This is a genomic window from Streptomyces sp. A3M-1-3 (genome assembly GCF_024213665.1).
GTDB lineage: Bacteria > Actinomycetota > Actinomycetes > Streptomycetales > Streptomycetaceae > Streptomyces.
In genome coordinates, this window is sequence record NZ_JANAVP010000003.1 from 189,942 (window position 1) to 215,505 (window position 25,564).

At 71.8% G+C, this 25,564-nt stretch carries 22 protein-coding genes and 1 pseudogene; 13 read left to right on the forward strand and 10 right to left on the reverse strand.

The window, feature by feature from the left end; genetic code table 11:
* Positions 1-26: 26 nt before the first annotated feature.
* On the reverse strand, positions 27-305 hold the full coding sequence (locus NLX86_RS04560; protein ID WP_254370266.1) for a hypothetical protein: 279 nt from the start codon (positions 303-305) through the stop codon (positions 27-29).
* Positions 306-332: 27 nt separating this feature from the next.
* Positions 333-1,127: a PspA/IM30 family protein gene (locus NLX86_RS04565; protein ID WP_254370267.1), complete on the reverse strand. Its 795-nt coding sequence runs from the start codon at positions 1,125-1,127 to the stop codon at positions 333-335.
* A gap of 271 nt (positions 1,128-1,398) precedes the next feature.
* Here NLX86_RS04565 and NLX86_RS04570 point away from each other — a divergent pair, with 271 nt between their 5' ends.
* The 3 genes and pseudogenes from NLX86_RS04570 to NLX86_RS04580 form a co-directional block, all read left to right on the forward strand.
* Positions 1,399-1,998, forward strand: coding sequence for a DUF3043 domain-containing protein (locus NLX86_RS04570; RefSeq protein ID WP_254370268.1), 600 nt, complete (start codon positions 1,399-1,401; stop codon positions 1,996-1,998).
* Positions 1,999-2,057: 59 nt separating this feature from the next.
* Positions 2,058-2,801: a methyltransferase domain-containing protein gene (locus NLX86_RS04575; RefSeq protein WP_254370269.1), complete on the forward strand. Its 744-nt coding sequence runs from the start codon at positions 2,058-2,060 to the stop codon at positions 2,799-2,801.
* A 48-nt stretch (positions 2,802-2,849) separates the two neighbouring features.
* Positions 2,850-3,197, forward strand: a pseudogene (locus tag NLX86_RS04580) (ATP-binding cassette domain-containing protein); the annotation flags it as partial.
* A gap of 108 nt (positions 3,198-3,305) precedes the next feature.
* On the opposite strand, the gene NLX86_RS04585 reads toward NLX86_RS04580, so the two are convergent.
* On the reverse strand, positions 3,306-3,515 hold the full coding sequence (locus NLX86_RS04585) for a hypothetical protein (RefSeq protein ID WP_254370270.1): 210 nt from the start codon (positions 3,513-3,515) through the stop codon (positions 3,306-3,308).
* A 92-nt stretch (positions 3,516-3,607) separates the two neighbouring features.
* Here NLX86_RS04585 and NLX86_RS04590 point away from each other — a divergent pair, with 92 nt between their 5' ends.
* The 4 genes from NLX86_RS04590 to NLX86_RS04605 all read left to right on the forward strand — a co-directional run bounded on the left by NLX86_RS04590 (position 3,608) and on the right by NLX86_RS04605 (position 8,540).
* Positions 3,608-4,813 (forward strand): bifunctional adenosylcobinamide kinase/adenosylcobinamide-phosphate guanylyltransferase, encoded by a 1,206-nt coding sequence (locus tag NLX86_RS04590; RefSeq protein WP_254370271.1) that lies wholly within the window; start codon positions 3,608-3,610, stop codon positions 4,811-4,813.
* 68 nt (positions 4,814-4,881) lie between these two features.
* Positions 4,882-5,958 (forward strand): nicotinate-nucleotide--dimethylbenzimidazole phosphoribosyltransferase, encoded by a 1,077-nt coding sequence (gene cobT / locus NLX86_RS04595; protein ID WP_254370406.1) that lies wholly within the window; start codon positions 4,882-4,884, stop codon positions 5,956-5,958.
* 99 nt (positions 5,959-6,057) lie between these two features.
* Entirely contained in the window at positions 6,058-7,824 is a 1,767-nt protein-coding gene (locus tag NLX86_RS04600; protein WP_254370272.1) for a phosphatidylglycerol lysyltransferase domain-containing protein, read from the forward strand.
* Positions 7,821-8,540, forward strand: a complete 720-nt coding sequence (locus tag NLX86_RS04605; protein ID WP_254370273.1) for a hypothetical protein — start codon at positions 7,821-7,823, stop codon at positions 8,538-8,540. Before NLX86_RS04600 ends, NLX86_RS04605 begins: the two co-directional genes overlap by 4 nt.
* Here the strand turns inward: NLX86_RS04605 and NLX86_RS04610 are convergent.
* Positions 8,480-9,244: a hypothetical protein gene (locus NLX86_RS04610; RefSeq protein ID WP_254370274.1), complete on the reverse strand. Its 765-nt coding sequence runs from the start codon at positions 9,242-9,244 to the stop codon at positions 8,480-8,482. The two genes, NLX86_RS04605 and NLX86_RS04610, sit on opposite strands and share 61 nt — an antisense overlap.
* A gap of 89 nt (positions 9,245-9,333) precedes the next feature.
* Here NLX86_RS04610 and NLX86_RS04615 point away from each other — a divergent pair, with 89 nt between their 5' ends.
* Positions 9,334-10,140 carry an adenosylcobinamide-GDP ribazoletransferase gene (locus NLX86_RS04615; protein ID WP_254370275.1) on the forward strand — a complete coding sequence of 269 codons (807 nt, stop codon included), beginning with the start codon at positions 9,334-9,336 and terminating at the stop codon, positions 10,138-10,140.
* A 107-nt stretch (positions 10,141-10,247) separates the two neighbouring features.
* On the opposite strand, the gene NLX86_RS04620 is transcribed toward NLX86_RS04615, so the two are convergent.
* A complete protein-coding gene (locus tag NLX86_RS04620) occupies positions 10,248-11,348 on the reverse strand; it encodes a transposase (protein ID WP_308409541.1) in 1,101 nt (366 codons plus the stop codon).
* 160 nt (positions 11,349-11,508) lie between these two features.
* Here NLX86_RS04620 and NLX86_RS04625 point away from each other — a divergent pair, with 160 nt between their 5' ends.
* The gene (locus NLX86_RS04625; protein ID WP_254370276.1) at positions 11,509-12,057 is read left to right on the forward strand and encodes a GNAT family N-acetyltransferase; all 549 of its coding nucleotides are present in this window, start codon (positions 11,509-11,511) and stop codon (positions 12,055-12,057) included.
* Positions 12,058-12,098: 41 nt separating this feature from the next.
* Here the strand turns inward: NLX86_RS04625 and NLX86_RS04630 are convergent, their stop codons facing one another.
* From NLX86_RS04630 to NLX86_RS04650, 5 genes are all read right to left on the reverse strand, one after another.
* Positions 12,099-12,899, reverse strand: coding sequence for an endo alpha-1,4 polygalactosaminidase (locus tag NLX86_RS04630; RefSeq protein WP_254370277.1), 801 nt, complete (start codon positions 12,897-12,899; stop codon positions 12,099-12,101).
* Positions 12,896-13,543, reverse strand: coding sequence for a spherulation-specific family 4 protein (locus tag NLX86_RS04635; protein WP_254370278.1), 648 nt, complete (start codon positions 13,541-13,543; stop codon positions 12,896-12,898). The genes NLX86_RS04630 and NLX86_RS04635 overlap by 4 nt, the downstream gene beginning before the upstream one ends.
* Before the next feature lie 11 nt (positions 13,544-13,554).
* Positions 13,555-15,675: a hypothetical protein gene (locus NLX86_RS04640; RefSeq protein WP_254370279.1), complete on the reverse strand. Its 2,121-nt coding sequence runs from the start codon at positions 15,673-15,675 to the stop codon at positions 13,555-13,557.
* Positions 15,672-17,228 carry a GT4 family glycosyltransferase PelF gene (gene pelF / locus NLX86_RS04645; protein WP_254370280.1) on the reverse strand — a complete coding sequence of 519 codons (1,557 nt, stop codon included), beginning with the start codon at positions 17,226-17,228 and terminating at the stop codon, positions 15,672-15,674. Before pelF ends, NLX86_RS04640 begins: the two co-directional genes overlap by 4 nt.
* Positions 17,229-17,314: 86 nt before the next feature.
* Positions 17,315-19,330, reverse strand: coding sequence for a hypothetical protein (locus NLX86_RS04650; RefSeq protein WP_254370281.1), 2,016 nt, complete (start codon positions 19,328-19,330; stop codon positions 17,315-17,317).
* A 358-nt stretch (positions 19,331-19,688) separates the two neighbouring features.
* On the opposite strand from NLX86_RS04650, the gene NLX86_RS04655 reads away from it, so the two are divergent.
* From NLX86_RS04655 to NLX86_RS04670, 4 genes are all read left to right on the forward strand, one after another.
* Positions 19,689-21,236 (forward strand): leucyl aminopeptidase, encoded by a 1,548-nt coding sequence (locus NLX86_RS04655; protein ID WP_254370282.1) that lies wholly within the window; start codon positions 19,689-19,691, stop codon positions 21,234-21,236.
* A gap of 313 nt (positions 21,237-21,549) precedes the next feature.
* On the forward strand, positions 21,550-22,938 hold the full coding sequence (gene lpdA / locus NLX86_RS04660; RefSeq protein ID WP_254370283.1) for a dihydrolipoyl dehydrogenase: 1,389 nt from the start codon (positions 21,550-21,552) through the stop codon (positions 22,936-22,938).
* Between the two features lie 53 nt (positions 22,939-22,991).
* Positions 22,992-24,749 (forward strand): 2-oxoglutarate dehydrogenase, E2 component, dihydrolipoamide succinyltransferase, encoded by a 1,758-nt coding sequence (gene sucB, locus NLX86_RS04665; RefSeq protein WP_254370284.1) that lies wholly within the window; start codon positions 22,992-22,994, stop codon positions 24,747-24,749.
* Positions 24,750-24,873: 124 nt separating this feature from the next.
* Positions 24,874-25,497 carry a GntR family transcriptional regulator gene (locus tag NLX86_RS04670; RefSeq protein WP_254370285.1) on the forward strand — a complete coding sequence of 208 codons (624 nt, stop codon included), beginning with the start codon at positions 24,874-24,876 and terminating at the stop codon, positions 25,495-25,497.
* Positions 25,498-25,564 lie beyond the last annotated feature (67 nt).

Here is a 25,564-nt window from a genome sequence, read left to right on the forward strand (position 1 = left end):
AGTGGGTGTTGGAGGGTGGGTTGTGGTCAGCCGGGGATGAGGCCGTCGTCGCTCAGCATCTCGCGGACCTCTTCGAGCGTCGCCTCAGGCGCGGGCAGGATCAGATCGGACGGCTCCAGGGCCGCGTCCGGCAGGGGTTCGCCCAGTTCGCGCACCTTGTCGAGCAGTGCGTTCAGGGTGCGCCGGAAGCCGGGCTGGTCACCGCTCTCCATCTCGGCGAGCAGCTCGTCGTCCAGCTTGTTGAGTTCGGTGAGGTGGCTGTCGGCCAGGCTCACCTGCCCCTCCCCCATGATCCGTACGATCACGACGCTCTCCTTCGTGAGGCGCGGGGACTACTGCTTGTCGAACTTGTGCTGGGTCGGCGACTGCTGCGCGGCGTCCTGCGGGTCGGCGCCGCCTTCGATGGCCTGCTTCGGCGCGGAGCCGCCCGCGAGCTCGGCCTTCATCCGCTGCAGCTCCAGCTCTACATCAGTACCACCGGAGATGCGGTCCAGCTCGGCGGCGATGTCGTCCTTCGCCATCCCGGACGGGTCGTCCAGGGCGCCGGAGGCCATCAGCTCGTCGATCGCGCCGGCCCGTGCCTGGAGCTGGGCGGTCTTGTCCTCGGCCCGCTGGATCGCCAGGCCGACGTCGCCCATCTCCTCGGAGATACCGGAGAACGCCTCGCCGATCCGGGTCTGCGCCTGCGCGGCGGTGTACGTGGCCTTGATGGTCTCCTTCTTGGTACGGAAGGCGTCGACCTTGGCCTGGAGGCGCTGAGCGGCCAGGGTGAGCTTCTCCTCCTCGCCCTGCAGCGTCTGGTGCTGCGTCTCCAGGTCCGTGACCTGCTGCTGCAGCGCGGCCCGGCGGGACAGCGCCTCGCGCGCCAGGTCCTCGCGGCCCAGGGCCAGCGCCTTGCGGCCCTGGTCCTCCAGCTTGGTCGACTGGCCCTGCAGCTGGTTGAGCTGCAGTTCGAGGCGCTTGCGGGAGGTCGCCACGTCGGCGACTCCACGGCGTACCTTCTGAAGCAGCTCCAGCTGCTTCTGGTACGAGTAATCGAGGGTCTCGCGCGGATCCTCGGCCCGGTCAAGGGCCTTGTTTGCCTTCGCGCGGAAGATCATCCCCATACGCTTCATGACACCGCTCATGGGCTTCGCGCGCCCCCTTCTGACGGACTCCGGCTCCAGCACTCCAACAGAACCCACAGTACGGGCCCTGCCTCCATTACCGCACTGTTCGAGCGCGGATGCGCTCCTCCTCCAGGACGACTGTTGACGGGCGTCCTCAGGCGTACGGAGTAGGTGTCGCTCAGGGAAACTCCCGGCCACGTCCGCTCTGCCCCCATTACGACGCGTGACGTTGCCCGATCGTTCCCCGCGGGGGTGGGGTCCATGCCCGCCACCCCGTACCCTTGGTTCTGTGTTCCGTAGCCGTTCCAAGGAAGAGAGGCCCGCCCCCACCGCCAAGGTGGCGCCGGACCTCTCCAAGCAGCCCCGTGACCCGCAGGCCCCCAAGGGCCGCCCCACGCCGAAGCGCAGCGTCGCCCAGACGCAGCGCCGTTCCGTGGTGGCCTCTACAGGCAACCGCAAGGAGGACGCGAAGCGTGCGCGGGAGCGCCGCCGTGCCGACCTCGCCCGGCAGCGCGAAGCACTCGCGAGCGGTGACGAGCGCTATCTGCCGGCCCGCGACAAGGGCCCGGTGCGCCGTTTCGTGCGTGACTTCGTCGACTCGCGCTTCTGCATCGCCGAGTTCTTCCTGCCGCTCGCGGTGGTGATCCTGGTCCTCAGCATGATCCGGATGTCCAACATCCAGAACATCGCGCTGCTGCTCTGGCTCGGCGTCATCATCATGATCGTCATCGACTCGATCGGCATCTGGCTCCGGCTCAAGAAGCAGCTCGCCGAGCGCTTCCCGAACGAGCCCAAGCGCGGCGCCGTCGCCTACGGCCTGATGCGTACGCTCCAGATGCGCCGGCTGCGTCTGCCGAAGCCGCAGGTCAAGCGCGGAGAGCGGCCCTGAGTACAGCCTTCTCCGGGGGCGCCGGCTTCGAAGGCGCTTCCTCCGCATGGCTCAAGGGCGTGGGCGGACTGCGCAACACCGTCCGTCAGGAGCTCGTCGCCCGCCAGGTCGACGAGCAGCTCGCGGCACGCTTCCCGGTCGGGCAGCGGCTGCGGGTCCTCGACGTCGGTATGGGGCAGGGCACTCAGGCGCTGCGGCTGGCCCGGGCCGGACACAAGGTGACCGGGCTGGAGTCGGACCCGGACATGCTGAACGCGGCGCGTGACGCGCTGGCCGGTGAGCCGGCGGGCATCCGCGAGCGCGTGCGGCTGATCGAGGGCGACGGCCGGGACACCGGGGTGCACTTCCTGCCGGGCAGCTTCGACGTCGTGCTCTGCCACGGCGTTCTGATGTACGTACAGGAGCCGGACGCGATGCTCGCGGGCCTGGCCCGGATGCTGGCCCCCGGCGGTCTGCTGTCCCTGCTGGTACGGAACGCCGACGCGCTCGCGATGCGGCCGGGCCTGTCCGGGGACTGGCCGACGGCGCTCGCCGCGTTCGACACCGACGCGTACACCAACCGCCTGGGCCTGGAGGTCCGCGCGGACCGGCTGGACGCGCTGACCAAGACGCTCGCCGGTATCGGCGCCCCGCTGCATGCCTGGTACGGGGTGCGGGTGTTCAGTGACACCGCGGCCGGCGACGCCGAGCTTCCGGCGGCCGAGGAGCTGGAGCAACTGCTGGCCGCGGAGGACCGGGCCGGGCGCACCGATCCGTACCGCCGGGTCGCCGCACTGATCCATCTCTGCGGAGTGCGCGGCTGAGTCAGGCGTAAGGGGCGCTGCGTGCGTCCTGTCCGGCGTGACCACAGCGAGACGGTCGTCGGCCACCGCGGCTCGAAGCTGTCCGGCGGTGAGCGCCAGCGGGTGGCGATCGCGCGGGCGCTGCTGCGCCGGCCCCGGCTGCTGTTGCTCGACGAGGCGACCTCCCAGCTCGACGCGGTCAACGAGATGGCGCTGCGCGATGTGGTGGCGGAGGCCGCGCGGGACACGACGGTGCTGGTGGTGGCGCACCGGCTGTCCACGGTGACGCCGGCGGACCGGATCGTGGTGATGGAGGCGGGAAAGGTGCGGGCGGTGGGCACCCACGCCGAGCTGGTGGCGGGCGATCCGCTGTACGGCGAGCTGGCGGCCACTCAGTTCCTCGCCGCCACCCCGTGATCGGCCCCCGGCACGCACGCCCCCGGCCCCCGGCGCACGGCCACGCCCGCCGTCCCCTGGCGGGAGCGACGGGCGTGGCTCTCTTACGTCGGGTACGTCGGGGGTTCGTCAGGCGTTCTCGGCGTGCAGGCTCATCGGGCCGTAGACCTTCGCGCCGTCCTCGAACAGGGACACCTGGTCCGCACCGCCCTCGACGAGGTCCTTCCAGACCTCACCGATCCAGGACTCCGCGTCTCCCTGGGTGGTGAACTCCTCCGGCTGTACCGCCGGTTCCGTCTCCGTCCCGTCGGACTTCTCGAACCGCCACGTCCACGCCATGTCGCCTCCTGGGTCCGGCCACTTCGTCATCACAGCCTGCCCGCAGAGTAGCCGGGCGCGCACCAGCCGCGGTGACGCGGGAGGATCGTCGCGTGGAACTGACTCTCCTCGGCACCGGGGCCCCCAACGGGCTGCCGCGTCCCGACTGCCCCTGCGCCGCCTGTGCGGTGTCGCTGGGCAGCCGGGCGCGCGCCGCCACCGCACTTCTCGTGGACGGCGCGCTGCTCCTCGACCTCACCCCGGGGGCCGCCCTCGCCGCCGCCCGGGCCGGGCACTCTCTCGCCGGTGTACGGCATGTACTGCTCAGCCACCCGCACGGCGGGCCGGCCCTCGAGCTGCCGGTGGGGCTGCCGGCCGCCGGGCGGGTGCCCGACGGGCGGGAGCTGGCGCTGATCAGCGGACACCGGGTGCGGGCGGTGGCGATGGACTCGCCGGGCACCGGGTACGAGGTGACCGGGCCCGACGGGGAGCGGCTGCTGTACCTCCCGCCGGGCAGCGCGCCCGCCGGGGCGGAGGGCAACGGTCCGCCCACGCCGTACGACATGGTGCTCGGCGATGTCACCGGGCGCCCGGACGCGCTCGCCCGGCTGCGCGCCAACGGTGCCGTCGGCCCGACGACCGATGTGATCGCCGTGCATCTCGACCACGACGTGCCGCCGGGCGCGGAACTTCAGCGCCAACTGGCGGCCTCGGGTGCGCGGGCGGTGCCCGACGGGACGACCGTCGTGGTCGGCGAGTACCACGCGGTGCCCGATCTGCCGCGCCGCACGCTGGTGCTGGGCGGGGCGCGCTCGGGCAAGTCGTTCGAGGCGGAGCGGCGGCTCGCCGCGTTCCCGGAGGTGGTGTACGTGGCGACCGGCGGCAGCCGGGACGGCGACGCCGAGTGGGCCGCCCGGGTCAGCACGCACCGCGAGCGCCGGCCGGGCTCCTGGCGGACCGTCGAGACGTGCGATCTCGTACCGCTGCTGGCCGGGGACGGGCCGCCGCTGCTCATCGACTGCCTCGCGCTGTGGCTCACCGACGCGATGGACCGGGCCGGGGCCTGGGACGACGCCAGGTGGGCGAGGGGCGGCGAACGGGAGCTGCAGGAGCGGATGGGCGCGCTGGTCGCGGCGGTGCGCGCGACCCGTCGTACCGTCGTCGCGGTGAGCAACGAGGTCGGCTCCGGCGTGGTGCCCGCGACCGCTTCGGGCCGCCGCTTCCGCGACGAACTGGGCCGCCTCAACGCGAAAGTGGCCGGCGAGTGCGAGCAGGTGCTGCTGGTCGTCGCGGGTCAGGCGCTGCTGCTGCGCGGCTGACCGGACAAGGGGACGGGCGGGCCCCGGCGGGTGGTTGGGGTGCCGGTACTGTTCGGGAGATGAGCAGGCTGAATCTCGACGACTTCTCCGATCTGATCGAACGCCCCGACGGTGGTGTACGGCGTGACGCCGAGGAACGCCGGGAGCGGCTGGCCGTGCCGCCCGGCTCGCTCGGCCGGCTCGACGAGCTGGGCGAGTGGCTGTCGGCCGCGCAGGCGTCCGTACCGGTCCGGGCCATCGAGCGGCCCCGCGTGGTGCTGTTCGCGGGCGATCACGGGGTGGCGGAACTGGGCGTCTCGGCCCGTCCCGCCGGGGGCGCGCACGAGCTGGTTCGTGGCGTGCTCGACGGCGCGAGCGCCGTCTCCGTACTGGCCCGGCGGCTCGGCGTTCCGGTACGGATCGTGGACGCCGGCCTGGACTGCGACCCTGATCTGCTGCCCGACGAGGTGGTACGCCACCGGGTGCGGCGCGGCTCGGGGCGGATCGATGTCGAGGACGCGCTGACGGTGGAGGAGGCCGAGGAGGCCGTACGGCTCGGCATGGCCATCGCGGACGAGGAGGCGGACTCCGGCACCGACCTGGTCGTCCTCGGCGATCTGAGCGTCGGCGGTACCACCCCCGCGGCCACCCTGATCGCCGCACTGTGCGGCACGGACGCGTCCGTGGTCACCGGCCGCGGCGGCTCGCCCATCGACGACCTGGCCTGGATGCGCAAGTGCGCGGCCGTGCGCGACTCGCTGCGCCGGGCCCGGCCGGTCCTCGGCGACCAGCTGGAGCTGCTGGCCGCAGTGGGCGGCGCGGATCTGGCGGCGACCACCGGTTTCCTGCTGCAGTGCGCGGTGCGCCGTACCCCGGTGATCCTCGACGGCGTCGTCTCCGCGGCGTGTGCGCTGGTGGCGCAGCGGGCGGCGTTCCGGGCGCCGGACTGGTGGCTGGCGGGCCAGACGAGCGGCGAGCCGGGGCAGGCGAAGGCCCTGGACCGGATGGCACTCAACCCGCTGCTCGACCACGGCGTCACGGTGGGCGAAGGAACCGGGGCGTTGCTGGCACTTCCCCTCGTCCAGGCGGCCGCCGCACTCGCGGCCGAGCTGCCTGAGCTGCCTGAGCTGCCTGAGCTGCCTGAGCTGCCTGAGCGTACGGACTGAGTTCCTGCGTACGGACTGAGTTTCCCGGGGTGCGGCCCTGACCCGGCCGCGCCCTCGCTCACCCTCCATGGCATGCGATGCCCCATATCATCGCTTTTCATGGGAGAAGTCCGTTTGGCTACCGAAGAGACCGGCCGGAGCACCGCCCGGTCGCGGCGTAGCGCGGCGTTCGCCGTCTGGTACCTGCGCGTCGTGGCGTTCATCAACTTCCTCAGTGCCGTCTGGGTCTCCTTCGGCCAGGACCTCCGACGGCACAACACCGAGAACTACTTCACCCCGTACCTGCTGACCGCGGGCTTCGCCTCCGGCGCCTTCACACTCTTCCTGGCGATCACCATGCGCCGCCGCAAGCGCGCCGCCTGGATCCTCAATCTCGTGCTCGGCGGGCTCTTCGTGCTGCTCTTCGTCTTCGCCATGTTCTTCCCGGAGATCCGCCAGTACCCGCAGAACTGGATCTCGCTGGCCCTGACCGCGGCCTTCGTCGCCTCCCTGCTGCTCGGCCGCCGGGAGTTCTATGCGAAGGGTGACCGCTCCAACCCCAGACTCGCCGCCGCCGTCGCGTTCTTCGGCCTGCTCGTCACCTCGCTCGCCGCCGCGCTGCTGGTCGGCATCACCAACACCGCCGAGGACGACTACCGGGCGTCCTTCATGGACCGCTGGCGGTACGGCGTGATGCGGCTGGTCTCGCTGGCCACCGACGACTCCGCCTACCCCGGGATCACCTCCCCCGGCTGGGTCGACGTCACCATCAACGTCCTGTCCACCCTGCTGCTCCTCGCCGTGCTGTACGCCGCCTTCCGCTCCCGCCGGGCCGTCGATCCGATCACCGAGGACGACGAGGCGAAACTGCGCGCGCTCCTCGACAAGCAGGGCGAGCGCGACTCGCTCGGCTACTTCGCGCTGCGCCGCGAGAAGAGCGCCCTCTGGTCGCCCACCGGCAAGGCCGCCGTCACGTACCGCGTCGTCGGCGGCGTCTCGCTCGCCTCCGGCGACCCCATCGGCGACCCCGAGGCATGGCCCGGCGCCATCGAGCCCTGGCTGGCCGAGGCCCGCGAGCACGGCTGGATCCCGGCCGTGATGGGCGCGAGCGAGGAGGCCGGCGTGATCTACGCGCGGCACGGCATGGACGCGCTGGAGCTCGGCGACGAGGCGATCGTGGAGACCGCGGACTTCACCCTGGACGGGCGGGCGATGCGGACCGTCCGGCAGGCGTACAACCGGGTCAAGCGGGCCGGCTACGAGGTCCGTATCCGCCGCCACGAGGACATCCCCGCCGACGAGATGGCGGAGCTGCTGCGGCGCGCGGACGACTGGCGCGACGGCGCGACCGAGCGCGGCTTCTCGATGGCGCTGGGGCGGCTCGGCGATCCGGCCGACGGGCGGTGCGTGATGCTCGAATGCACCGATGCCCAGGGCGAGCTGCGTGCGGTGCTGAGCTTTGTGCCATGGGGCCCCGAGGGCCTGTCCCTCGATCTGATGCGGCGTGACCGGGACTCCGAGAACGGCCTGATGGAGTTCATGGTGATCGAACTCCTCCAGCGCGCCGGAGAGATCGGGATCACTCAGGTCTCGCTCAACTTCGCGATGTTCAGGTCGGTCTTCGAACGTGGCTCCAAGCTCGGCGCGGGCCCCGTGCTGAGGCTGTGGCACTCGCTGCTCAGCTTCTTCTCCCGCTGGTGGCAGATCGAGTCGCTGTACCGCGCCAATGCCAAATACCGGCCGATCTGGGAGCCCCGTTTCATGCTCTTCGAGAAGAGCAGCGACCTGCTGCGCATCGGACTCGCCGCGGGCCGCGCCGAGGGCTTCCTCGAAGCGCCGGGACTGCCCAAGTGGCTGCACCGCAAGCACCTGGAGACAAAGCGATGAACCGCTCCGGCCTGCGCCGGGCCACCCGCCGGGAGTGGGGACGGCTCTACTGGACCGTCCGCAACGCGCTCGCCGCGCAGAAGTGGCGGGCCATTCCCATCACCCTGGTCGCCGTCTGCCTGACGGCGTCCTTCCAGGTCGTACAGAACCAGTCCTGGGGCTATCAGCCGGTTCAGAACATCGGCTCGGTCAGGGCGGACGACCCGCTGTGGCTCGCGCTGCTGCGCACCCCGCTCTCGCTGTTCGTACCCGCCCTCGATCTGCCGGTGTGGGGCGCGCTCGCGCAGGTACTGCTGGTGTTCGGCATCGCGGAGATCTGCATCGGCTGGTGGCGCACGCTGGCGATCGGTTACCTGGCGACGCTGGCCGGGACCCTGTACGCGCGCGTCGGCATCGCGCTGGGACCCGACGGCTTCCTCGGCCTGCCCGCCTCCGACGCACAGGTGGTCGACACCGGCCCGTCCGCGGCCGTCGTCGGCCTCGCCGTCTTCGTGAGCTGGCGCTACCGAGCGTACGTCACCGGCGCCCTGGTGATCGTGCTCATGATCGTGGAGGTGCTGGTCAAGAACAACCTCGCCGGCAAGGAGCACCTGGCGGCGATCGCCGCGGTGCTGGTGCTGTGCGGGATCTCCGCGGCGCGCCGCGCCAGACAGCGTCAGCGACGCTCCTCGGCCGCCGTCGTCTCCGAGTCGGGCGCGCCACCGATGAGGTCCTGAAACCTGCGGCGCGGGACCGCCCAGCGCCGGTCGTGATGGAACGCGCGCAGCCCGGCCCTGGCGCGGGCCTGGGGGCGGTTGCGGTAGAACCGCTTCGCCCACGGGGAGCCGGGCCGGGCGAGCCGGACCGCCCCGATCAGGGCCACGAACGGGATGACCGTGCCGAGAATTGCGGTACGCGGTTTGCCCTTGCCCAGCGCGAGCAGGGCGAAGAAGAAGTTGAGCGCGATGTTCATCATGACCGCGCCGCGGCTCTGCCGCTCCTGGGCGGTCAGTTCGTTGACGCCGAAGGGCAGGAAGCCGGCGAGGATCAGGGTCACCAGGGCGACGGTGAGCACCACGACTTCGACGCTCTTACGGCCCTGTTCGCTCCAGTAGACGTCGTCGAGATGGAGGATGAGCGCGAACTCGTCCAGCACCAGCCCCGCGCCGAGCCCGAAGAGCACGGCGGACAGCATGGCCCCGAGACTGTTCCGGCCGCTGCCGACCGCCCCGAACCCGCCGATGACCGTCAGGATGACGCCGGGCACGACATGGTGGACGTGCAGCCCGCCCGGCGAGATGTTCCTGAACGGCCCCTTCCCGGCCCGGATCAGCCGGGTGATGGTACGGGTCACCAGGAACGACAGGACGAACGAGAGCAGGGCGAGGAGGAGCGGGAGCTTCCCCGGCTCGATGATGTTGCGGTACCACCAGTCACCCATGCGACTTGCTCCCGGTTTGCGCGTTATGGGTAACTTACCCGCCTCGGTGCCTGTGCCTGTGGCGCGCGGGCCGGGATAGCCTGCGCCCGATGACCGAGACCAGTCCCCCGCCCGTGCCGCCCTCGCTCGGCGACGGCATACGGTTCGCCTTCGGCACCCTCACCGCCCTGCCCGTCCGGGTGGGCCGGTGGGACCGGCCCGCCGCGCGCGCGGGCATGCTGGCCGCCCCGCTCGCGGGGCTCGTCGTGGGGCTCTGCGCGGCCGGGCTCGGCGGCGTACTGCTGCTGCTCGGCTCGGGCCCCCTCCTCGCCGCGGTCGCCACGGCGGCCGTACCGGCGGCGCTCACCCGCGGGCTGCATCTGGACGGGCTGGCCGACACCGCGGACGGCCTGGGCAGCGCGAAGCCGGCGGCCGACGCGCTGCGCATCATGAAGCAGTCCGACATCGGTCCGTTCGGCGTGCTTGTCCTGCTGTTCGTCCTGCTCGCGCAGGTGGCGGCGGTGTACCAGCTGTACGACGCCGGGGGCTGGGCCCGCGGCGCCGTGGCCGTTGTCGTCGCGGCCGTCGCCGCCCGGCTGGCCCTGACCCTGGCCTCCCGCGCGGGTGTCCCGCCGGCCCGCCCGGAGGGCCTGGGCGCGGCGGTCGCGGGCGTGGTGTCCGTACGGGCGGCGCTACTGGCGGCCGTGCTCGTGGCCGCCGGATGCGCGGGCGCGGGCGCGCTGTTCGGCAGGTACGGCGCACTGCACCATGCGCTGGCGGCCCTGGCGGCGCTGGGTGTGGCCCAACTCCTGCTGCGGCACTGCGTGCGCCGGTTCGGCGGGGTGACGGGGGACGTCTTCGGAGCGCTCGCGGAAACGGCGGCGACGACGGCGCTGGTCGTGCTGACGCTGGGCTGACGAACCTGGCGCGGCGCTCGGGGCTCCGTACGAATGACTGGTTCAAGGCGGGGAACACGGTTGGTCAACTACCCGGGACTAGAGTCCCGGGGCTTGCACAGCGGGCGTCACTGGCGGTGACGTGCCGCTTGCGTCCAGCCCGGCCCCCCGGGTTTCGGGGGTGGGGCGGGGGCCGTTGACGGGGCCCCGCGTCGCCACAACTCCCACGCTCTCGCGCGGATGTTGCGGGAGCCGTTCCGGTCCGCGTGATCAAAGAATCCGCAGTTCCGGCACGCGAACCGGGCCTGTGAGACCCGATTCGCCCTGTCGATGTGCCCGCATTCGGCGCAGGTGCGGGAGGTGTACGCCGGATCTACGTGCACCACCGGCACCCCCGCGCGGCGGGCCTTGTACGCGATGAATGCTCCGAGCTGGGCGAAGGCCCAGCTGGAGTGGGTGGCCCGTTGGGGCTTGCGAAGCCGTACCCGCTCGCGGATGCCCGTCAGGTCTTCCAGGGCGATGCCGCGACCGGTGCGTTCTGCCTCAGCCACCACATGTTTCGCGATCTTGTGGTTGATGTCCTTGGCCCGTCGGGCCTCCTTGCGGCGGCGCTTCTTCAGGCGGCGCTTGGCCGACGGGGTGTTCTTCTTCTGCAGCTTGGTCCGCAGGCCGCGCTCGCGCACCCGGATGAGGTTGAGGTCACGTCCGGCCATGATCTGACCGTCCGAGGTGGTGGCGATATTCACGATCCCGAGATCTATGCCGAGGAAGTCGGACGGGTCGGTGTTCAGCGCGGCTTCGGAGACGTCGCAGGTGGCGAGCAGGAACCACATGCCGTCCCGCTGCACCAGGTCGGACTCGCCCTTGCGGTACAGGGCCAGGGTAGCCAGCTGCCCGGGAGCCGCCGTGAAGGCCACGTGCTTCCTACGGCCGTCCACCAGGCTGATCTCCGCGACCGCACCGCTGCCCTCCGCTCCATTGGCCGCGCACAGGACGCCCTCGACCGAGCCGATCAGTCCGGTCCGCGCCCGCCCTGGATGCGCTTCTACGACCAGGCAGAACTGGAACTCCTCGCGCTGATCTCGAATTTCACGCTCGGCCGGTGGGCGGAAGCTGAAGCACACGCTCACCGCAACCTCGCTCTCCTCCGCCCTGATCTGAAGCGCAATCGCGCCCTGGCACTGGTGTATCTCGCCCACGCCCAGCTCAGTCAGGATGCGTTGGGGCACGCGGTGGCCACCGGGCAGGCCATCCCGGCCGATGCACGACAAGGCCGCGCCGGACGCCTGCTGAACGCGTTCGGCGATCGACTGAGCACCAGAGCTCCAGACGCATCTGAGACCCAGGACTGGGCCGACCACATTCGACAGACAGGGAGCACACCGCAGCGTGACTAGTGACATCAAGTTCAGGCACGTCCGCGACTTCGAGGAAGTCCGTCTGGAGATCCTCGGTATCCACGTGGAAGTGCGTGCCCGGGACTTCGGGCTCACCGGCCCCTTCTACACGGCCGAGCGGTTCGACGAGCGCCTCACCGTCCACAGCTCGGCCCCAGGGTGGGAGGCCGTCGTCGGGTACGACCAGGGCGAACCGGTCGGGTTCGCGTACTGCACGCCACTCGGCCCCAACACCCGCTGGTGGACCGCTATGACGACCCCGCTGCCCGAGGGCTACACCGACGAGACCGGCAGCCGGACCCTCGCTCTCAACGAGATCGTCGTCCGCAAGTCCTGGCGCGGCACCGGCGCCGCCCACCGGATTCATGAGGAGTTGCTCGTCGACCGCAGCGAGGAGCGCGTCACTCTCCTGGTGAACCCGAAGGCCGGTGACGGCAAGGTCCAGGCCCTCTACGAGCGATGGGGCTACGAGAAGATCGGCGAGCAGCGGCCGTTCGCCGACTCCCCCGTCTTCGCCGCCATGATGCGCTCCCGGCGGTAATCCGCCTAAACCCCGTGGCAGATACGGGCGGGCGCAGCACGTCAGCAGGCGCGGCGCCAGGCGCCCAGTTCGTACTTCTTCTGGATCGAGCTGAGCTTCAGGCCGCGTGCCTCGCGGCAGAACCGGGCCGTCGGGAGTTCGTACTCCGCGTGGAAGACCGCCTTCCCAGCGGCGGTGAAGGGCGCCAGCTCGGCGCACTCGCCGTACTGCGCGCACTGCTCGTTGACCGCGAAGTCGAAGTAGCGTACGAGCTGCGGGATCTGGTCCAGGTCGTTCTTGAGGCCGACGGCGAGACCGCGCTCGTGCGCCAGCCGGGCGATCAGCCGGTTGTAGCGGAGCTGGTCGGCGGCGGTCAGCGGGAAGCCGGTGCGGTTGCGGTAGCCGTCCATGTTGTCCGGCTCGACCGCGTCGAAGCCCTTCTTGCGGCACATCTCGATCCGCTCGGCCATCAGGGGCGCGAGGACGTCCGTACGGCGGATGTCGAGCCAGCGCTCGCCGTCCCAGCCGTTGCCCCGCCCCAGCACGTCCTTGGGGAAGTCGTCGGCGTCCGGGCGGAATTCCTCCCAGGCGCCGGTGGAGAGATAGCAGATGACCTTGCGGCCCTTGCGGTGCAGGGCGGCGACGGCGGAGGCGGGGTGGTCGAAACCGTCGATGTTGTAGACGGGGACGTCGACCGAGGTGTCCAGCTTCCCGCTGAGCTGCCACTGCCAGGCGACACCGGGCTTCGGCTGCCAGCGGGTCCGCGCGGGCGGAGCCGCGTCGTCCGCCGGGGACGGGGAGGGGGACGTGCAGCCGGCGCCGGCCAGCAGGAGGAGCAGGACCAGCAGGCATACGCGTCTCATCCGGCGGCCTCCAGGGCGTACGGGAGGGTCCCCCAGGGGTGCGCGCCGCCACCAGGGACGGCGCAGTGCACGGCGGCGCCGCGTTCTGCGGCGAGTTCGGCGGCGGGCATGCCCGGCGGCACCGCGTAGACGAGGTGGCAGAAGCGCTCGGAGGGGTGCTCGGCCGTCCACTCCGGGACGACGTCGGGCTCGTACGCGTCCCAGGGGCCTTCGAACGTGACCAGTACGTCGGCCAGGTCCAGGTAGCCGGGGTGCGGGTGGACGCCGTGGTTGAGCACGACCGTCGCCGCGCCCGCGGCTCGCGCGGCGACCGACAGCCGGCCGTAGTGCGGCAGCAGTTCGGGTCCCGCGGAGACCTGGTCGAAGAAGACACCGTCGGTGCCGTACCAGTCACGGTGGCGCAACAGGTCCTGGACCACGGCCGGGTGCGGCCGCCGGGCGTAGTCGGTGTCGGCGTACCCCAGGAGCCGGACGCCGGCCGACCGGAGCCGCTGCGCGACCGTGGCGAACGCGGGGTCGGGCGCGCTGCCGGGGCCGTTGGCCGGGTTGAGCACGACGCCGTACAGCCGGGCGGCGGACCGGATCACGGCCTCCCAGGCGTCCGGCCGGTCGGCGGGGTGCTCGTAGAGGGGCACCAGCAGCATGGACTTCCTCGCTATCGGTGGGCGGTCGCCCTGCCCAGCAGAACACAGACCAGCACCGCGAGGATCGCGGCCGCCGATCCCGCCACGGTGAGCTGGACCGACTGCGGACTGCCCGCGCCGGTCAGCAGGGCCACGGTCTGGGCGAGGGCGGCTGCTCCGCAGACCGAGGCCGCGGCGAGCACCGCGCCGAAGGACTGCAGGAGCAGCCCGGTCCACATGACCGCGCCGAGCAGCAGGAGCGTGGCGAGCCGCACCCCGCCGAGGCCGGGCGCGCCCGGCCAGAGCGCGGTGCCGGCGAGGCCGAGGGCCAGCAGGACGACCAGGTAGCCGGTCAGGCACTCGGCGAGAGTGCCGGCCGTGGCCCGCCAGAAGGCGCCGGGGGTGGTGGAGGCGCGCAGCCCGGCGAGGCTGTCGCTGCGGAAGCGGTGCAGCAGCCACTCGGCGGGGCCCATGCTCAGGGTGAGCGCGACGGCGGAGGGCGCGGCCACCACCGCGCCGGGCCCGCCGGCGAGCACGTCGCCGAGCGCGGCGTGGAGGACGAGCACGCCGGTGCCGAGTCCGAAGAGCCCGTACGGAAGCGAAGCGGCAACCCGAGGCGCGGGCCGCACCGCCGAAGCGACCCCACGCGCACCGCCACCCCCACGCCACCACGCCGAGTGCCCGGCTCCGGCTCCGCGCGCACCGCCACCCCCACGCCACCACGCCGAGTGCCCGGCTCCGGCTCCGCGCGCACCGCCGCCCCGACGCCACCACGCCCATGGTCCGGCTCCGCGCGCCGCCGGTCGTCGCACGGGCCCGTCGGCCGGCCGCGCCCAATGCGGCACCCGGAGTTCTCGCGGCGGCCGGACCCGCGCGGCCGAAGCTGCCCCGCTCGCGCGAACACCACCACGCAGAACCCGCCCCCGGAACCACGCCCTTCGCCCGGGCCCGGCCCAGGCCCCGGCCCCACGCCCTTGGCGCGACCGCCACCACGCCCACAGCCCGGTTTCGCCGGCCGGCCGGGCCCAGCGCGGTACGCGGCGCTCCCGCCCGGCGGGGCCCCGGGACGCGGGCACGGCTCCGGCTTCGGCGGCCGCAGCCCGCTGCGCGGGCCCTCCGGGCAGACCGCCGTGCCGTGCCCAACGCCCCGGCACGGCCGGCGAACCGTCGCGCCCTCCGCTGCCCGTCGGCCGTGCCCGGCGCGGCACGCAGGGCTCCCGGGCTGCCGGGGCCGGCGGGCCCCACTGCGGGGCCGCCGCTTCGCGGCTGTACGGGGGCGGTGCGGCCGGCGCCTGCCTTCGGCGGCGGAGCCGGGCGAGCAGGTCGCGCACTGGGAGTTCGTGGGCCGCCAGGGCCAGCGTGGTCAGTAGTGACGTCGCCAGGAGCGCGATGCGTACCCCGGTGGGGAGGGCGAGGGTCGTGGTGAGGGCGGCGCCCGCCGCCATCGGCAACAGGGCGTACAGCAGGGCGCGTTCCCGGCCCAGTACCAGCAGGACGGTCGCCGCGCCGAGGTACAGCGACTGGCCCGCCGCGAACGCCGCCGCCGGGCCGGGTCCGGACACCGAGAACGCGACGGCCGCTCCCAGCAGCGCCCCCGCCGGCGCACCGGCGAGCAGCGCGCGGCCCGCCGCCTCACGGTCGCCGAGGCCCAGCCAGGAGTACGCCCGGTGGGAGAGCGACTGGTTCCACACCCACCCGACGAGCGCACCGGCCAGCAGCGTGACCGTTCCGGCAGGCAGCCCGAGCCGGTCCGGGGGGCCGGCCAGCAGCGGGGCGCCCAGGACGTACGCCAGTCCCGGCAGCGCGAAGACGAGTCCGCGGAGGAGGCAGCCGAGGAAGCTGGTGTGCCAGGGGTCCAGGGCGGGGCCGGGCGGCTCGGGGAAGCGGCGCGGCACCCGGGTGTACAGCTCCTCGGCGAGGGCGAAGGAGTCCTCCCGGCCGTAGGTGAGCCTGATGTGGTCGTCCGTCATTCCGTCGGACTCGAGGATCGCGGCGATCTCGTCCGGGTGCACGGCGGCGGCGATCAAGTCGTCGAGGCGCTCGGCGAGTTCCTCCAGCGGGTCGGCGGCCGCCCAGCTGGGGCGTTGCCTGGGGATACGCGGCAGGGTGTCGGCCCGTTCGTCGCCGGGCGTGAGCCAGAGCGGGCCGCTCACCAGGAGGATCCCTCCGACGCGAGTTCGCGGTGCCAGGGGTCGGTGAGCCGCAGGGTCCACTCCGAGCTGTCTTCGTGGCCCGGGCCGGCGTAGGCGGGCTCGAGTCCCGGCTCGTACGCGGGCTCCGGATAGCCCGCGAGCTCGCGGTAGATCCGCCGGAAGCCGTCCACCGAGCGGCGCAGCGTGAACTGCTCGACGACCCGCTGCCGGGACAGCCGGCCCAGCCTGGCCCGTCGTTCGTCGTCGGTCAGCAGCGCGAGCGTGGCCTGTGCCATGAGGGAGGGTTCCCTCGGGGGGACGACGAGTCCGGTGTCGCCGACGGCTTCGCGTACGCCTCCCACGTCGGTCGACACGGTGGTCCGCCCGCAGGACATGGCCTCGATGATGCTGAACGGGAAGCCCTCGCTGATGCTGGAGAGCATCACCACGCTCCCCGCCGCGTACGCGCGGGCGACATCGGAGACCCGGCCCTCGTACGTGATGCCGTCGGTGACGCCGAGATCGGCGGCGAGTTTCTCCAGCCTGGTCCTGTAGTCCTCGCCGCCCGCCGGGACCCCGCCGAACAGGCGCAGCCGCAGTTCGGGAAGTTCGGCGCGCATCAGCGCGTACGCCCGTATGAGCGTCTCCAGGTCCTTGATCGGGTCGATCCGCCCGGCCCAGCTGAGGGTCGGGACACTCGGCTCGGCGCCCGCCTCCGGGAACGCGAGCGGGTCGACGCCGTTGTAGACGGTCCGGATCTTGTGCGCGGGGGCGCCGCCCCGCTCCTCCCAGCGCCGGTTGTACTGGTTGCAGGGGGTGATGAGGTCGGCCCGCCGGTAGCCCTCCGAGTTCAGCTCCCGGTAGAAGCTCAGCATCAGGGCCTTGACCGGCCAGCGCTGCGCCTCGCTGCGGTAGCCGAGGTAGCGCTCGCGCAGGTAGATGCCGTGCTCGGTGAGGAGGAAGGGGACGCCGTCCAGCTGTTGCGCGGCGAGCGCCGGCAGGGTCGCGAGCCCGCTGCTGACGGCGTGCGCGACGCTGTCCTCGGGGATCCGGACGGACAGCGGGCGCAGCGCGTGTTCCAGCAGGTCGGTGGCGGTGAGTGCGTCGTGGACGGTGGGCCGGGCCGCGGATATCTCCAGATGCGGCATGGTCCAGATCCACATCAGCGAGCGCAGTACGGCCTCCGAGCGCAGCGCCGCCGACAGCCGCCCCTCGCGGGCCAGTTCGGCGAGCGCGTACAGGGCGGAGGAGAAGTCGCAGCCCGACTCCGGGTCGAGCAGGGCGAGCAGAAACCTTTCGTACGTATCGATGAAGCGGCGGCGTTCGCGCCCGAACATCGGACGCCGCGCCGACCGGGCCGGCGGCGGCCCCCAGAGGGGGACCGCCGTGTGCCGGTAGACATTGCGCGGCAGTTCCCAGGTGACCGGCTCGCGGCCGCTGCCGGTGAGGGCGACGACATTGAAGTCGACCTCGGGCATGCCGCGCACGAGCTGGTCGCACCAGGTGCTGACGCCCCCGTGGACGTGCGGATACGTTCCTTCAGTGAGCATGGTCACGTGACGCCCATGGCTCATTCGGTGTCCCCCCAGGACGTGATCGGCTCTGCTGGTCGGCTGTGCTGGTCAGGCCGGCCGGGCTTGCGGGTCGGGCGGCCGGGCGGTCAGGCGGGCAGTTTCAGCGTGACCGCCGACTGGAACAGTTCGGGCGCGGCCCATGCGGAGCGCTGCCCGGCGTACGCGGTGCCGAACGCGCTGGTGCCCAGGAACAGTTGCTTCTTCGTCCCCTCGGGCGCGGTGACAGGTGCGGTGACCCCGGACGGCGCCTTGACGGTGACCGTGGTGCCGATGCGGTAGGCGGTCACCTTGCCGTCGGCGAGCGCCTTGTTCCACGCCGTGCGGCGGTTCAGCTCGGCGCCGGCCTCGCGCTGGCGCGGATTGACGACCGGCGCGCTGTCGGCGAACAGCCCGCGGTAGTCGGCCAGCACCTTGTCAAGGACGGGGTAGAGGATCCGCTCCTCCGCCAGGTTGGACTGGTGGACGTAGTGCGGGCGCGGGTCGTTGCCGATGACGTGGCCGAGGGCGATCCGGGCCTCCTGCGGGACGATGTACGTGGCGTAGCCGGTGGCCTCGTCGAGCGGTTCGTCCAGACAGGTGGAGGCGGGGTTGGTCGAGCACACACCGCTGCCGCCGTCCTCCTTGCTCGCGTAGATCCAGTTGTACTCGTCGGTCATCTCGGCGGCGGTGCCCACGTTGTAGTACACGTTCATGGGGTGGCGGGGCACGGTGAGCGCGCTGCCGGCGGCGCGCTGCTGCGGCTCGCGGGAGTTGTCGCTCGCCGTCCACTTGACCCTGCTGTCGCCCAGCGCCGGTCCGAGGTTGGGGTTGTCCACGGGCTGCTGCGGGAGGGTCTTGAGCCCGGAGTGCTCGCCGGTGACCAGCTCGGTCCGGTCGACCGGGAGGCCCTTGCCGACGGCCCAGTCGTGGTTGTCCTTGATCTGCGCGGAGATCTCGGCGCGGCTCATCCACCGGGTGTTGCCCGCCGCGTCCTTCGCGCACTGCCACGGCACGGTCGAGGTGTCCTGGACGCAGCCGAGGAAGGGGTGGGTGTAGGTGTGGTTGATCCAGCGGTACTGCGCCCGGTCGGCCAGGAGCTGCGCGGTCAGCGCGTCGGTGCCGCCGTGCTCGGCCTTCCACTCCTCGCCGGAGCCCGCGTTGTAGACCATGTCGAGGGTGAACCCGCTGGACCGCTGCCATTGGGCGGCGTACTGCGCGTCGGCGGCGGTCATCCGGATCGGCGTGGTACCCGCACCCTCGCCGTCACCGCAGTCGAAGTCGCCGGGCGTGCAGTTGAGCTGCTTGTCCCAGCGAGCGTCCGGTGCGAAGACGTCGTCGACGTGTACGGAGAAGTAGTTGCGGCTCTGTCCGAGGTGGACGCCCTGGGTGAGCCATTCGACGATGCCGCGGGCCAGCAGCCGGAACTGCCGCTGGTGCTGGTTGTAGCCGAAGGTCACGACGAGCTCGCGGCGGCCGTCGTGGGCGTACTCGCCGAGCAGGCTGCCCCGCCCGGTGCCGCCGGTGACGGGGGCGTCGAGGTAGCTGGTGAAACCTTCCCTCGGCCGCGCGATGTAACCGTAGCTCTCGGGGACGAGCCCGGAGTTGTCCTCGAAGGTCACCCCGCCGTCGAGGTAGCCGAACGGCCCGGCCTTGCCGGCCGGGGTGAGCGCGGCGTCCGCGCCGTCCAGGACCCCGGAGTAGCCGCCGCTGTCGGTGTAGTCGAGCCCGACGCCCGGGTGCGCCCAGGTGTACGCGTCGACCTGGCGGATGCCGTACGTCTTCTCGTACGCCACCAGGGCGGCCATCTCGGCGGAGCCCGCGCCGAACGGATCCTCGTTGGGCAGGACCACGCCCTGGTACTTGGCGCGCGGCCGGCCGTCCACGGTGTCGCTGAGGAAGGCGCTGTCGATGACCGGCCGACCGTACTCGCCCAACTCGATCTCGGTGTACGGGACTCCGGTGTTCTTCAGCTCGTCGGTCACGGCCTCGACCGCGCTGCCGCCGTCGTCGACGACGAGTACCTTGAGGTCGATGCGCGGCGCGGGTGGTGCCGCGGCCGCCGATGCCGGCAGGGCCGCCGACACCAACGCTGCCGCCACGCACGCGACGGCAGCTCTGCTCATACGGATGCTCTGAACCATCTGTGGTCTTCCCCCCTGCCAGACCTCCATGGACGCCCCAGGAAGGATCTGTGGAAATCATGCAAAGGAACACCGCGTTCCCTTGCGAGAGTGGCTCGAGTGTGGCGGACCTCTCATTGTGTAGGCGGCAAACCTGGAACAGAGACCACAGACGGGTGAACCACATCCCGTCGCGCTCGAACAACTTGCCAAACCTCCGAGAGTCGTACGCTCGAGTCCGGGCGCGTAGGCTCATTTCCGGCGTGCGCGGGGCCGGAATACGATGCGCCGGGAACGGCTGACCCAACCCCCTCGGCCGAGGGTGCCCCAACACCACAAACGGAAGCGAGACCTCACTACCGTGACTGCTCTGACTCTCAGCACTGCCGGCGCGGCGACGCTGCGCGCCGACGCCCTCGTCGTCGGTGTCGCCAAGAGCCCGAAGGGCGGGAAGGGCCCTGTCGTCGCCCCCGGCGCGGAGGCCGTGGACTCGGCGTTCGGCGGCAAGCTCGGCGCCGTTCTGGAGTCCCTCGGCGCCACCGGTGCCGAGGGCGAGGTGACCAAGCTCCCCGCGCCGGCCGGACTGAAGGTCCCGGTCGTGCTGGCGGTCGGGCTCGGTTCGGCGCCCGAGAAGGGCGAATCGTTCGACCCGGACGCGCTGCGCCGCGCCGCGGGTTCCGCGGCCCGCGCACTGTCCGGCTCCAAGAAGGCCGGCTTCGCGCTGCCCGTCGAGGACGCCTCCGACGTGACGGCGATCGCCGAGGGTGCGCTGCTCGGCGCGTACGCCTTCACCGCGTACCAGGGCGGCGAGAAGACCGGCAAGGGCAAGAACGACAACGGCGGCGCGAAGCTGCCGCTCGGCGAGATCGCCGTGCTCGGCGCCAAGCCCCGCGACAAGGCGCACAAGGCCGCCGCCGAGCGCGCGCAGGTCGTCGCCACCGAGGTCAACATCGCCCGTGACCTGATCAACACCCCGCCGAACGACCTGAACCCCGAGTCCTTCGCCGCCGTCGCCACCGCGGCCGGCAAGGAGAACGGCATCAAGGTCCAGGTGCTGGACGAGAAGGCGCTCGCCAAGGGCGGCTACGGCGGCATCCTGGGCGTCGGCAAGGGCTCCGAGGCGCCGCCGCGCCTGGTGAAGCTCGCCTACACCCACCCCAAGGCGACCAAGACGCTCGCCTTCGTCGGCAAGGGCATCACCTACGACTCGGGCGGCATCTCGCTGAAGCCGGCCGGCCACAACGAGACGATGAAGTGCGACATGAGCGGCGCGGCCGCGGTGTTCTCCGCCGTCGTCTCGGCCGCGAAGCTGGGCCTCGAGGTCAACATCACCGGCTGGCTCGCGCTCGCCGAGAACATGCCGTCCGGCTCGGCCACCCGCCCCGGTGACGTGCTGCGCATGTACAGCGGCAAGACCGTCGAGGTGCTGAACACCGACGCCGAGGGCCGGCTGGTGCTGGCCGACGCGCTGACCCGGGCCTCGGAGGAGAAGCCGGACGCGATCGTCGACGTGGCGACCCTGACCGGCGCGATGGTGATGGCGCTGGGCAACCGCACCTTCGGCATCATGGCGAACGACGACGCCTTCCGTACCTCGATCCACGAGATCGCCGAGGAGGTCGGCGAGGCATCCTGGCCGATGCCGCTCCCCGCCGACCTGCGCAAGGGCATGGACTCCCCGACCGCCGACATCGCCAACATGGGCGAGCGGATGGGCGGCGGCCTGGTCGCCGGTCTGTTCCTGCAGGAGTTCGTCGGCGAGGGCATCACCTGGGCGCACGTCGACATCGCGGGCCCGGCCTTCCACGAGGGCGCGCCGTACGGCTACACCCCCAAGGGCGGCACCGGCTCCGCGGTCCGCACGCTGGTCCGGCTGGCCGAGCGCACCGCCGCCGGTGACCTGGGCTGAGACCGCTCTTCCCGCTACGGCGCTCTTCCCGCTACGGCCCCGGACTGCGCGCAGCCCGGGGCCGTAGGGCTGTCTTCACCGGCTGTCTTCACGGCGACGAAATCCGCACGTTCGTACGCAGCGGTAACCCCGAGACGGCAGAAGCAACGTCTCACACCCCGGCCCGGCGTCCCGCCTCCCGTCAACAAGTGCGAAGATGGGTTCTCGGCAGGACAGGGCCCCCACCACAGGGCCGAAGAAAAAGCGGCCGAACACCAGCCGCCGCCCGGTCACAGAGGACCGGCGCCCGGCGCACATGCATGGAGGACGTGACGTGGCGAACGACGCCAGCACCGTTTTCGACCTAGTGATCCTCGGCGGCGGTAGCGGCGGTTACGCCGCGGCCCTGCGCGCTGCGCAGCTGGGTCTGGACGTCGCCCTGATCGAGAAGAACAAGCTCGGCGGCACCTGCCTGCACAACGGATGCATCCCCACCAAGGCTCTGCTGCACGCCGGCGAGATCGCCGACCAGGCGCGCGAGTCGGAGCAGTTCGGTGTGAAGGCCAGCTTCGACGGCATCGACATGGCGGGCGTCCACAAGTACAAGGACGACGTCATCGCCGGCCTGTACAAGGGCCTGCAGGGTCTGGTCGCCTCCCGCAAGGTGAACTACTTCGAGGGTGAGGGCCGCCTCTCCTCCCCGACTTCCGTCGACGTGAACGGCCAGCGCATCCAGGGCCGCCATGTCCTGCTGGCGACCGGCTCCGTGCCGAAGTCGCTGCCGGGCCTGGAGATCGACGGCAACCGCATCATCTCCTCGGACCACGCGCTGGTCCTGGACCGCGTCCCGCAGTCCGCGATCGTGCTGGGCGGCGGCGTCATCGGCGTCGAGTTCGCCTCCGCGTGGAAGTCCTTCGGCACCGACGTCACGGTCGTCGAGGCCCTGAAGCACCTCGTCCCGGTCGAGGACGAGAACAGCTCCAAGCTCCTGGAGCGCGCGTTCCGCAAGCGCGGCATCAAGTTCAACCTCGGCACCTTCTTCGAGAAGGCCGAGTACACCGAGAACGGTGTGCGGGTCACCCTGGCCGACGGCAAGACCTTCGAGGCCGAGGTGCTGCTCGTCGCCGTCGGCCGCGGCCCGGTCTCGCAGGGCCTCGGTTACGAGGAGCAGGGTGTCGCGATGGACCGCGGCTACGTCCTCGTCGACGAGTACATGCGTACCAACGTGCCGACCATCTCGGCCGTCGGTGATCTCGTCCCGACCCTCCAGCTGGCGCACGTCGGCTTCGCCGAGGGGATCCTGGTGGCGGAGCGGCTGGCCGGCCTCAAGGCCGTGCCGATCGACTACGACGGTGTGCCGCGCGTGACGTACTGCCACCCCGAGGTCGCCTCCGTCGGTATCACCGAGGCCAAGGCCAAGGAGGTCTACGGTGCGGACAAGGTCGTCGCTCTGAAGTACAACCTCGCGGGCAACGGCAAGAGCAAGATCCTCAAGACCGCGGGCGAGATCAAGCTCGTCCAGGTCAAGGACGGTGCCGTGGTCGGCGTCCACATGGTCGGTGACCGGATGGGCGAGCAGGTCGGCGAGGCTCAGCTCATCTACAACTGGGAGGCTCTGCCGGCCGAGGTCGCGCAGCTCATCCACGCGCACCCGACCCAGAGCGAGGCGCTCGGCGAGGCCCACCTGGCCCTGGCCGGCAAGCCCCTGCACTCCCATGACTAGTAAGCCCGGGCGCGACGACCACTTCCGCACATTTGTAAGGAGCAACTGAAACCATGGCGGTTTCCGTAACCCTTCCGGCGCTCGGTGAGAGCGTCACCGAGGGCACTGTCACCCGCTGGCTGAAGGCCGAGGGCGAGCGCGTCGAGGCCGACGAGCCGCTGCTCGAGGTGTCGACCGACAAGGTCGACACCGAGATCCCGGCCCCCGCCGCGGGCATCCTCGCGTCCATCAAGGTCGCCGAGGACGAGACCGTTGAGGTCGGCGCCGAGCTGGCCGTCATCGACGACGGCACCGGCGGCGCAGCCGCTGCCCCCGCCCCGGCCGCTGCCGAGGCCGAGACCGTTCAGGCCGAGGCTCCGGCCGCTCCGGCCGCTGAGGCACCCGCGGCCGAGGCTCCGGCCCCGGCTGCCGCCCCGGCTCAGGCCGGCGGCGCCGCCGAGGGCACGGACGTGCTCCTTCCCGCGCTTGGTGAGAGCGTGACCGAGGGCACCGTCACCCGCTGGCTCAAGGAGGTCGGCGAGAGCGTCGAGGCCGACGAGCCGCTGCTCGAGGTCTCCACCGACAAGGTCGACACCGAGATCCCGGCCCCGGCTTCCGGTGTGCTGCTGGAGATCGTGGTCGGCGAGGACGAGACCGCCGAGGTCGGCGCCAAGCTCGCCGTGATCGGTGCCGCGGGTTCGGCCCCGGCTGCCGTTCCCGCGCCTGCTGCTCCGGCTCCGGCCGCCGAGGCCCCCGCGGCCGCTGCCCCGGCTCCGGCCCCCGCGCCGGCGCCTGCTGCCCCCGCCGCTCCGGCTCCGGCCGCCGCCCCGGCGCCCGCGCCCGCGCCTGCCCAGGCCGCGCCCGTCGCCCCGGCTGCCCCGGCTCCGGCCGCCGCCGAGGACGAGGGTGCGTACGTGACCCCCCTGGTGCGCAAGCTCGCCGCCGAGAGCGGCGTCAGCCTGGCCACGGTCAAGGGCACCGGCGTCGGTGGCCGTATCCGCAAGCAGGACGTCATCGCCGCCGCGGAGGCCGCCAAGGCCGCCGCTCCGGCTCCCGCCGCCGCTGCCCCGGCAGCCGCCGCCAAGGCTCCGGCTCTCGAGGCGTCTCCGCTGCGCGGCCAGACCGTCAAGATGACCCGCATGCGCAAGGTCATCGGCGACAACATGATGAAGGCGCTGCACACGCAGGCCCAGCTGACCTCCGTGGTCGAGGTGGACATCACCAAGCTGATGCGCCTGCGCGCCCGGGCCAAGGACGCCTTCGCCGCCCGCGAGGGTGTCAAGCTCTCCCCGATGCCGTTCTTCGTGAAGGCGGCGGCCCAGGCGCTGAAGGCCTACCCGGTCGTCAACGCCCGGATCAACGAGGACGAGGGCACCATCACTTACTTCGACACCGAGAACATCGGTATCGCGGTGGACTCCGAGAAGGGTCTGATGACCCCGGTCATCAAGAGTGCGGGCGACCTCAACCTCGCCGGTATCTCGAAGAAGACCGCGGAGCTGGCGGGCAAGGTCCGCGGCAACAAGATCACCCCGGACGAGCTGTCCGGTGCGACCTTCACGATCAGCAACACCGGCTCGCGCGGTGCGCTCTTCGACACGGTCATCGTGCCGCCGAACCAGGTCGCGATCCTGGGCATCGGCGCCACCGTCAAGCGCCCGGTGGTCATCAACCACCCGGAGCTCGGCGAGACCATCGCCGTGCGCGACATGACGTACCTGGCCCTCTCCTACGACCACCGTCTGGTGGACGGCGCGGACGCCGCCCGCTACCTGACGGCCGTCAAGGGGATCCTGGAGGCCGGCGAGTTCGAGGTCGAGCTCGGCCTCTGAGGCTCATCAGTACGTAAACGGCACCAGCGAGGCGCCCCCCGGCCGGATCTCCGGCCGGGGGGCGCCTCGCCGTGTGGGCGCGTACCGCGATAATGGGCGTCGTCGCTGACCCGAGGAGTGCTCCATGACCCCGCCCGTCGTCCACTCGCTGCGCGAGCAGATCCGCGAGCACATCGTGGAGGGGATCGTGAGCGGGCGCTGGAAGCCGGGCGAGCGGATCGTCGAGCGGCGGATCGCGGTGGAGCTCCAGGTGAGCCAGACGCCCGTACGGGAGGCGCTGCGCGAGCTGGAGACGCTGCGGCTGATCGAGTCGGCGCCGAACAAGGGCGTCCGGGTACGGAATCTGTCGGCGGCCGATCTGGAGGAGATCTATCCGGTACGGGCCGGCCTCGAACAGATCGCGGCGGAGCTGGCCGCCCCCTGGCTCGCCGAGGACGTCTCGCTGCTGGAACCGCATGTCGCCGCCCTCCACGAGGCCGACCGCAGGGCCGATGGGACGGCCCAGGTGCTGCACACGGTCGGCTTCCACCGCGAGCTGGTGCGGGCGGCCGGGAACAGCGTGCTGCTGCACACCTGGGAGAGCCTGGGTATCGAGGTGTTCACCGCGCTCTCCATCCGCTGGCTCGGAACCGTCCAGAAGTCGTACGCGGAGGAGCACGAGGCGCTCGTCGACGCCTTCCGGCGGCGCGATCCGCAGATCGGTGTACTGGTGAAGGACCACGTGCTCGGATGTGCACCGCGCGCCTGACTTGCGGCGTATGCGCCATATCTGAGGCGGCACCGCGTGCCCCATTTCGCGGCACGGAATGCCAATT